General features: G+C 39.6%; 9 protein-coding genes. All 9 read left to right on the forward strand.

The genetic code is table 11. The features are described from left to right. Positions 1 to 55 precede the first annotated feature (55 nt). Positions 56 to 937 carry a translation elongation factor Ts gene (gene tsf, locus AC1DRF_RS11550; protein WP_013058849.1) on the forward strand — a complete coding sequence of 294 codons (882 nt, stop codon included), beginning with the start codon at positions 56 to 58 and terminating at the stop codon, positions 935 to 937. A gap of 76 nt (positions 938 to 1,013) precedes the next feature. Further along, positions 1,014 to 1,736: a UMP kinase gene (pyrH, locus tag AC1DRF_RS11555; RefSeq protein WP_013058848.1), complete on the forward strand. Its 723-nt coding sequence runs from the start codon at positions 1,014 to 1,016 to the stop codon at positions 1,734 to 1,736. 2 nt (positions 1,737 to 1,738) lie between these two features. After that, on the forward strand, positions 1,739 to 2,296 hold the full coding sequence (gene frr, locus AC1DRF_RS11560) for a ribosome recycling factor (RefSeq protein WP_013058847.1): 558 nt from the start codon (positions 1,739 to 1,741) through the stop codon (positions 2,294 to 2,296). A 134-nt stretch (positions 2,297 to 2,430) separates the two neighbouring features. Next, positions 2,431 to 3,213, forward strand: coding sequence for an isoprenyl transferase (locus AC1DRF_RS11565; RefSeq protein WP_427075202.1), 783 nt, complete (start codon positions 2,431 to 2,433; stop codon positions 3,211 to 3,213). Between the two features lie 18 nt (positions 3,214 to 3,231). Then, positions 3,232 to 4,023: a phosphatidate cytidylyltransferase gene (locus AC1DRF_RS11570; RefSeq protein WP_014458463.1), complete on the forward strand. Its 792-nt coding sequence runs from the start codon at positions 3,232 to 3,234 to the stop codon at positions 4,021 to 4,023. Positions 4,024 to 4,058: 35 nt separating this feature from the next. After that, positions 4,059 to 5,207 carry a 1-deoxy-D-xylulose-5-phosphate reductoisomerase gene (gene dxr, locus AC1DRF_RS11575; protein ID WP_477740784.1) on the forward strand — a complete coding sequence of 383 codons (1,149 nt, stop codon included), beginning with the start codon at positions 4,059 to 4,061 and terminating at the stop codon, positions 5,205 to 5,207. 78 nt (positions 5,208 to 5,285) lie between these two features. Beyond that, positions 5,286 to 6,545 carry an RIP metalloprotease RseP gene (gene rseP / locus AC1DRF_RS11580; RefSeq protein ID WP_043976513.1) on the forward strand — a complete coding sequence of 420 codons (1,260 nt, stop codon included), beginning with the start codon at positions 5,286 to 5,288 and terminating at the stop codon, positions 6,543 to 6,545. Positions 6,546 to 6,650: 105 nt separating this feature from the next. Beyond that, complete coding sequence (locus tag AC1DRF_RS11585; protein ID WP_043976515.1) at positions 6,651 to 8,348, forward strand: proline--tRNA ligase; 1,698 nt, start codon at positions 6,651 to 6,653, stop codon at positions 8,346 to 8,348. Positions 8,349 to 8,466: 118 nt separating this feature from the next. Beyond that, positions 8,467 to 8,857 (forward strand): PolC-type DNA polymerase III N-terminal domain-containing protein (locus AC1DRF_RS11590; protein ID WP_477740785.1); only part of this gene is annotated, 391 nt, incomplete at its 3' end.

An 8,857-nucleotide genomic window follows, 5' to 3' on the forward strand; every position in this document is an offset into this window, starting at 1 on the left:
GATTTAACCCATTTATATACATTAATTACATACCCAAACAAGGAGGCTACACATTATGGCAATTACTGCTCAAATGGTAAAAGAATTACGTGAAAAAACTGGCGCTGGTATGATGGATTGTAAAAAAGCGTTAACTGAAACTAACGGTGATATGGAGCAAGCAATCGATTTCTTACGTGAAAAAGGTATTGCAAAAGCTGCTAAAAAATCAGACCGTATTGCTGCTGAAGGTCTAACTTACATCGAAACTCAAGGTAACGAAGCTGTTATCTTAGAAGTTAACTCTGAAACTGATTTCGTTGCAAAAAACGAAGGTTTCCAAAAATTAACAAAAGAATTAGCTGCTCACATCTTAGCTAACAAACCAGCTGACGCTGCTGAAGCTGCTACTCAAAAAATGGAAAACGGTGCAACTGTTGAAGAACACATCAACTCTGCAATCGCTACAATCGGAGAAAAATTATCTCTACGTCGTTTCGCTGTAGCAACAAAAACTGATGCTGATGCATTCGGTGCTTACCTACATGCTGGCGGACGTATCGGTGTGTTAACAGTATTATCTGGTACAACTGAAGAAGCTGTTGCAAAAGACGTTGCTATGCACATCGCTGCAATCAACCCTAAATACATCTCTCGTGACCAAGTTTCTGCTGAAGAAACTGAGCGTGAGCGCGAAGTATTAACTCAACAAGCATTAAACGAAGGCAAACCAGAAAAAATCGTTGCAAAAATGGTTGAAGGTCGCCTTGGCAAATTCTTCGAAGATATTTGCTTACTAGATCAAACATTTGTTAAAAATCCTGATCAAAAAGTACGTCAGTTCGTTGAGAGCAAAGGCGCTACTGTTGAAAGCTTCGTTCGTTTTGAAGTAGGAGAAGGTATTGAGAAACGTCAAGACAACTTCGCTGAAGAAGTAATGAACCAAGTTAAAAAGTAAGGGTTTGACCGTATAGGGAACACTGTGTGTTCCCTTTTTTACAAAAGAGATCTCACCGTTAACGATGGAGGTAAGCATGAGTCAAGCAAAATATAATCGTATCGTATTAAAGTTAAGTGGAGAAGCATTAGCTGGTGAAGAGGGTTTTGGTATTAACCCATCTATCATCAAATCTGTTGCTGAACAAGTAAAAGCCGTTTATGAATTAGGTGTGGAAATTGCTGTAGTCGTTGGTGGTGGAAACATTTGGCGTGGTAAAATTGGCAGTGAAATGGGTATGGATCGTGCCGCTGCTGATTATATGGGAATGCTAGCAACAGTAATGAACTCTTTGGCTCTTCAAGATAGCTTAGAAAATATTGGTGTGCAAACACGAGTTCAGACTTCTATCGAGATGAGACAAGTAGCAGAGCCTTATATTAGAAGAAAAGCTGTTCGTCATCTTGAGAAAAAACGCGTTGTTATTTTCGCCGCGGGTACAGGAAACCCTTATTTCTCTACAGATACAACAGCAGCTTTGCGTGCAGCTGAAATCGAAGCTGACGTGATCTTAATGGCTAAAAACAACGTAGATGGCGTTTATAATGCGGATCCTAAGCTTGTACCTGATGCTGTAAAATACGAAACATTAACGTATATTGATGTTTTAAAAGATGGACTAGCTGTTATGGATTCTACAGCTTCTTCATTATGTATGGACAATGATATTCCGCTAATTGTTTTTTCAATTACGGAAGAAGGCAATATTAAACGTGCCGTTACAGGCGAAAACATTGGAACAATTGTAAAGGGGAAATAAACATGCCAAAACAAGTGTTGCAAAACGCAAAAGAAAGAATGGAAAAAGCAATTCAATCATTTAGCCGCGAACTAGCATCAATTCGTGCTGGACGTGCAAGCGCGTCACTTCTTGACCGCGTAACGGTAGAATACTACGGTGCACCAACACCAATTAACCAATTGGCGCAAGTAAGCGTGCCTGAAGCTCGTATGCTTGTTATTCAGCCTTATGACAAATCACAAATTGGTGAAGTTGAAAAAGCTATTTTAAAATCTGACTTAGGGTTAACACCTACAAGCGATGGAACTATTATCCGTTTATCGATTCCTGCTTTAACGGAAGAGCGTCGTCGTGAGTTAGTGAAAATGGTGAAAAAATATGCTGAAGAAGCAAAAGTTGCGGTTCGTAACGTACGCCGTGATGCAAACGATGATTTTAAAAAGTTAGAGAAAAAAGGTGAAATTACTGAAGACGATTTACGCGGCTACAGTGATGACATTCAAAAGCTAACGGATGATCATATCGTAAAAGTGGATAAAGTGGCGAAAGATAAAGAAGAAGAAATTATGGCAGTTTAAGTCATTTCAAGGTAAAATATATTGTAAAAGACCCTCTATTGTTTACAGGGGGTTTTTTTGTTAATAATGTGTAGTAAGAAAAAACTCACATAAGCCACACGTTTATGTGAGAGCGTACAACGGGGGACCTTTGCATGTTAAGAAAATTTCAAGCATGGAAGAAAAGTCAAAATTTAAATACACTGTCTTTGTCAGAACGAAAAGATCAAGTGAAACAGCACCCTGTTCCTGAACATATTGCAATTATTATGGATGGGAACGGTCGTTGGGCGCAAAAACGAGCTCTTCCTCGCATGATGGGCCATCATGAAGGAATGAAGGTAGTGCGTCATGTGACCAGATTGGCCAATGAATTAGGTGTTAAAGTATTAACTTTATATGCATTTTCCACTGAAAATTGGAAGCGCCCCAAAACTGAAGTCGAGTTTTTAATGAAACTGCCAGAGGAATTTTTAACAACCTTTCTGCCTGAGCTAATTGAAAAAAATGTGCAAGTTCGTATTATGGGGGATAAAAGTGAGCTCCCTGCCCATACGATTCGAGCCGTGGATAACGCAATTGAAAAAACAAAGCATAACACAGGGCTGATTTTAAACTTTGCGCTCAATTACGGTAGCCGTCACGAAATCATGGGCGCTATTCAGTCATTGGTAGAAGATGTAGAACAGGGAAAGGTAGCTTCCTCTTCTATTTCAGAAAATTTATTTTCTTCCTATTTAATGAGCAAAAGCCTTCCAGATCCGGATTTGCTTATTCGTACAAGCGGTGAGCTTCGCTTAAGTAATTTTATGCTTTGGCAGCTAGCTTACACAGAGTTTTGGTTTACAGAAGTATTATGGCCAGATTTTAAAGAAAATCATTTAATCGAAGCAGTCGAGGCGTTTCAAAAGCGCGGTCGCCGCTTTGGTGGTGTATAAGAAGGTGTGGAAAACAAGATGAAACAGCGCATTATCACCGCGATTGTAGCACTTGCGGTATTTGTGCCGATTGTTTTAATTGGAGGGTTACCTTTTACCCTTATCATGTATGTAATCGGAACAGTTGGTGTAATTGAGCTTTTAAAAATGAAACATTTGAAAGCAATGTCTTTTCCAAGTATCATTAGTTTATTGCTAACCTGGGTGTTTTTACTACCAAATGGAAGAGATGTTGCATTTCAATTCTTAAGTGAACATAAGATAGAAGTAGCGCTTGCTGCTGTCCTTCTTTTATTAATGTACACGGTTGTAGTTAAAAATAAATTTACCTTCGATGACGTTGGGTTTATTTTATTAACGACAGTATATGTTGGCTTTGGCTTTCATTATTTTATCGAGGTTCGTCAAGAGTTCGGGTTAGCTTATTTGTTCTTTGCTTTTCTTATTATTTGGGCGACGGATTCCGGAGCTTATTTTATTGGACGAGCAATGGGGAAACGAAAGCTATGGCCGGAAATCAGTCCCAATAAAACAATTGAAGGTTTTGTTGGTGGCGTCGTATGCGCTATTGTAGTAGCCATTGTATTTAAGCTGTTAGCAAATATTGATCAAACTATGATTGAATTACTTGTAATTGGTATTATCGTATCGTTATTTGGACAGATGGGTGATCTTGTACAATCAGCGTTCAAACGTCACTATGGCGTAAAAGATTCAGGGAAAATTTTACCGGGTCATGGTGGGATTTTAGACCGTTTTGACAGTTTAATGTTCATCATGCCAATTTTAGCTTTTTTATTATCTCTATAAAAAAGATGTCTTTGTTTTAATAGGAGTGAATATACTTGAAGAAAATTTCCTTGTTAGGAGCTACAGGTTCAATCGGTACTCAAACCGTTGATATTGTTAGAGCGCATCCGGAGCATTTTGAGCTCTCAGCAATCTCTGTAGGTCGAAATATTAATGAAGCAAGAAAGATTATTCAGCAGTGTAAGCCATCCCTTGTTTCTGTGATGAAGAAAGAAGATTGTCTGTCACTGCAAGCAGAATTCCCTTCTATTCGATTTGTTTATGGAGAAGAAGGGCTTGTGGAAGTGGCAACTCATCCATCCACAGAAGTTTTAGTAAATGCAGTGCTTGGAAGTGTAGGGTTGACTCCTACGCTAGAAGCAATCAAAATGAGAAAAACGATTGCTATTGCAAATAAGGAGACACTTGTTACCGCTGGTCACCTTGTCATGGAAGCAGCCAAGGAATATGGCGCTGATATTTTACCGGTAGACAGTGAGCACTCAGCTATTTTTCAAAGTTTGCAAGGGCAAGATCAAAAAGCAATAGACCGTTTAATTTTAACGGCTTCTGGAGGGAGCTTTCGAGATAAAACGAGAGCAGAACTACAGGGAGTAACGGTTGAAGATGCGTTAAATCATCCAAACTGGTCGATGGGAGCTAAAATTACAATTGATTCGGCAACGATGATGAATAAGGGACTAGAAGTGATTGAAGCACATTGGCTTTTTGATCTTCCCTATGAGAAAATTGATGTATTGTTACATAAAGAAAGCATCATTCATTCTATGGTAGAGTATTCTGATACAAGCGTTATTGCTCAGCTTGGAACGCCTGATATGCGCGTGCCAATTCAATACGCGTTAACGTATCCAAAACGCATGTCTTTACCTAACACCAAGCGTTTAAGTTTGGCGGATATTGGTCAGCTTCACTTTGCTAAAATGGATGAAGAGCGTTTTCGCTGTTTAGCTTTTGCGTTTGAGGCTGGCAAAGCGGGTGGAACACTTCCGACTGTTTTAAATGCAGCTAATGAAGAAGCTGTTCAAGCCTTTTTAGATGGTCACATTACATTTTTACAAATTGAAGATGTGATTGAAAAAGCAATGAATGAACATACTGTAATACAGAAACCTTGTTTATCTACTATTAAAGAAGTAGATTTAGAAGCAAGAGAGTTTGTTAGATCCGCCATCTCTCGATAATGTGCGTGCGAGAGAAGCCACTCACTTATTTCTGGTGGGTGGAGGTTTGACTCTATTACATGAAGGGGGTAATACCCATTGAACACAGTCATTGCGTTTGTCGTCATTTTTGGAGCTCTTGTATTCTTTCATGAGCTTGGTCATTTAGTTTTTGCAAAGCGTGCAGGCATCTTATGCCGTGAGTTTGCCATTGGGTTTGGTCCCAAAATCTTTTCATTTAAACGAGATGAAACAGTTTATACCATTCGTTTGCTGCCTCTAGGTGGATTTGTTCGAATGGCTGGAGAAGACCCAGAAATGATCGAAGTTAAGCCTGGTCAAATGGTGGGCCTCATGTTTGATAAGGAAGGCAAAGTAAATAAAGTCATTATTAACAACAAGGAACAGCATCCAAATGCAAAAGTTATTGAGGTAGAGCAAGCAGACTTAGAGCATAATCTATTTATTTCAGGTTATGAAGAAGGTGAAGATGAACGTCTGCAAAAATTTGAGGTAGCAGAAGAATCTTACTTCGTTATGGACGGAGAAGAAATTCAAATTGCACCTTACAGCCGTCAGTTTGCTTCCAAAACTCTTGGTCAGCGTGCGCTAGCCATTTTCGCTGGTCCGCTAATGAACTTTATATTAGCCTTTGTTATTTTTATCGTTCTTGGGATTTCTCAAGGATATGTTGTTGACAAACCTGTGATGGGCAAATTAACATCAGATGGAGTAGCCGTTGATGCGGGACTTAAACAAGGAGATAAAGTTCAAGCAATTGATGGACAAAGTGTTTCAACGTGGGATGATGTCGTAAAAGTAATTCAAAAACATCCTGAACAGCAAATTACATTCACGGTTCAGCGCGGCAGCAAAACGCTAGATATTCCGATTACACCTGAAAGTCGCAAAGTTGGGGAACAGACAATTGGACTAATTGGCGTATATGCACCGGTTGAAAAGTCATTCATTGGTTCGATCACGCACGGAGCTACTGAAACATATACGTGGATGAAAGAAATCTTAACGGGTCTAGGGAAGCTTGTGACAGGACAGTTCAAACTGGATATGCTTTCTGGTCCTGTAGGTATTTACGCAGCAACCGATCAAGTAGCACAGTCAGGCATTTATTATCTAATGAAATGGGCAGCCGTTTTAAGTATTAACTTAGGGATTGTCAATTTGCTTCCACTTCCTGCTTTAGATGGAGGACGACTGTTGTTCTTCGCTGTAGAAGGAATTCGCGGTAAGCCAATTGATCGTCAAAAAGAAGGGATTGTTCATTTTATCGGTTTTGCTTTATTAATGCTGTTGATGCTCGTTGTAACGTGGAACGATATTCAAAAGTTCTTTTTATAAGACATACGCTCAGCGAGGGATATTCCCTCGCTGATTATATGAAAATTGCGGCATGGTCCGCCTTAAAAAAATAAGATAGAGAAGTAAGCAAAGAGGTGCGAGGTTATGAGACAAAGTTCTACATTGATTCCTACATTAAGAGAAGTGCCAGCTGATGCGGATATAAAAAGCCATCAGCTTCTATTGCGCGCAGGTTATATGCGCCAAAATGCAAGCGGCGTGTACAGCTTTTTACCGCTTGGTAAGCGCGTGTTGCAAAAAGTTGAACAAATTGTTCGTGAAGAGATGGACCGTGCAGGTTCTGTCGAATTATTGATGCCTGCTTTACAACAAGCTGAATTGTGGCAAGAGTCTGGCCGCTGGTATTCATATGGACCTGAGTTAATGCGTATGAAAGATCGTCACGGCCGTGAATTTGCTTTGGGAGCAACACACGAAGAAGTTATCACAAGCTTGCTTCGTGACGAAGTGAAGTCATACAAACGTTTACCGCTAAATTTATATCAAATTCAAACGAAGTTCCGCGATGAAAAACGTCCACGCTTTGGCTTATTACGCGGTCGTGAATTTATTATGAAAGATGCATATTCGTTTCATGCTTCTCAAGAAAGTTTAGATGAAGTATATGACAAAATGTTTGCTGCCTACAGCCGCATCTTTGAGCGCTGCGGATTAAATTTCCGTGCGGTTATCGCTGATTCAGGTGCAATGGGCGGAAAAGATACGCATGAATTTATGGTTCTTTCTGAAATCGGGGAAGATACAATTGCTTATTCAGATACATCTTCTTATGCAGCAAATGTTGAAATGGCACCGGTTGTAAATACCTATGAAAAATCAACTGAAGCTGAAAAAGAATTAACAAAGGTAGAAACACCAAATCAGCATAGCATTGAAGACGTAGCTGCTTTCTTAAATGTTGAAGCGACTTCTTGTATCAAGTCACTTTTATTTAAAGTAGATGATCGTTTTGTGCTTGTACTTGTTCGCGGGGACCACGAAGTAAACGATATTAAAGTGAAAAACTATTTTGAAGCTTCCGTTGTTGAACTGGCAACTCCAGAAGAAACAAAAGAAGTATTAAAATGCGCAGTTGGTTCAGTAGGACCGATTGGAGTAAGTGATTCAGTAGAAGTGGTAGCTGATCATGCGGTAAAAGCAATTGCTAACGGTGTATGCGGAGCAAATGAAGAAGGTTATCACTACACAAATGTGAATGAACGTAACTTTAATGCAACTTACGAAGATTTCCGCTTCATCCAAGAAGGGGATCAGTCACCGGATGGACAAGGCGTTATTAAGTTTGCTAAAGGTATTGAAGTCGGACACGTCTTTAAGCTAGGAACGCGCTACAGTGAAGCGATGGGAGCAACGTATCTAGATGAGAACGGACGCAGCCAGCCAATGATTATGGGCTGCTATGGTATCGGTGTTTCTCGTACAGTAGCTGCGATTGCAGAACAATTTAATGATGAAAACGGTCTTCTATGGCCGGAAGCTGTTACGCCTTATCATGTGCACGTTATTCCAGTTAACGTGAAAAATGATGAACAGCGTGAACTAGGTGAGAAATTATATAATGAGTTATTAGATAATCGCTTTGAAGTGCTGTTAGACGACCGCCAAGAGCGTGCAGGAGTAAAATTTGCAGATTCAGATCTAATTGGTCTTCCTGTTCGAGTAACAGTTGGTAAACGTGCATCTGAAGGAATTGTAGAAGTAAAAGTACGCAAAACCGGGGAGTCATTAGAAGTGTCAGTTGACAATCTTGTTTCAACAGTGAAAGAACTGCTAGCGAAGTAATGAAGCAGCGGGGATTTGTATCCCTGCTGTTTTTATGTTTATAAACAGAACATATGACAGAATAGAAGTCATTTATGTTAAAATAGATTGCACTCATTTATAAAAGGAGGCAGAAAACTTGGAAGCACAAACGCTAGGAAAAAAAGAGCGTTTTAAGTTGCTGCTGCAGCAGTTAGAGCTGACGAGTGATCAAATTGTTCCTTACTTTGAAAACGCAGCGATTGAAAAGCTCGTCATTCAGAAAGAACAAAAAAAATGGCATTTCCATTTTTCTTTAGAAGGGTTATTACCTTTTGAGATTTATGAGTTATTCCATGCTCGCATGTCTTCAGCTTTTTCTCATATTGCGAGTGTTTCTTTTTCTATTCAAACCGTTAATAAACAATGTACGGAAGAGCATGTACAGTCATATTGGAAGCATTGTATTGGAGAAATGCAGGGCATATCTCCGCTTTTACAGGCGCTTTTACAAGATCAAATGCCGAGATTGAACGGTGCCAAGTTGATTG

This window comes from Priestia sp. P5_B4, assembly GCF_056400385.1.

Excerpts from the sequence above, each read along its gene's own strand:
- tsf (WP_013058849.1), top strand. The coding sequence starts at position 56 with ATGGCAATTACTGCTCAAATGGTAAAAGAATTACGTGAAAAAACTGGC.
- pyrH (WP_013058848.1), top strand. The coding sequence starts at position 1,014 with ATGAGTCAAGCAAAATATAATCGTATCGTATTAAAGTTAAGTGGAGAA.
- frr (WP_013058847.1), top strand. The coding sequence starts at position 1,739 with ATGCCAAAACAAGTGTTGCAAAACGCAAAAGAAAGAATGGAAAAAGCA.
- AC1DRF_RS11565 (WP_427075202.1), top strand. The coding sequence starts at position 2,431 with ATGTTAAGAAAATTTCAAGCATGGAAGAAAAGTCAAAATTTAAATACA.
- AC1DRF_RS11570 (WP_014458463.1), top strand. The coding sequence starts at position 3,232 with ATGAAACAGCGCATTATCACCGCGATTGTAGCACTTGCGGTATTTGTG.
- AC1DRF_RS11585 (WP_043976515.1), top strand. The coding sequence starts at position 6,651 with ATGAGACAAAGTTCTACATTGATTCCTACATTAAGAGAAGTGCCAGCT.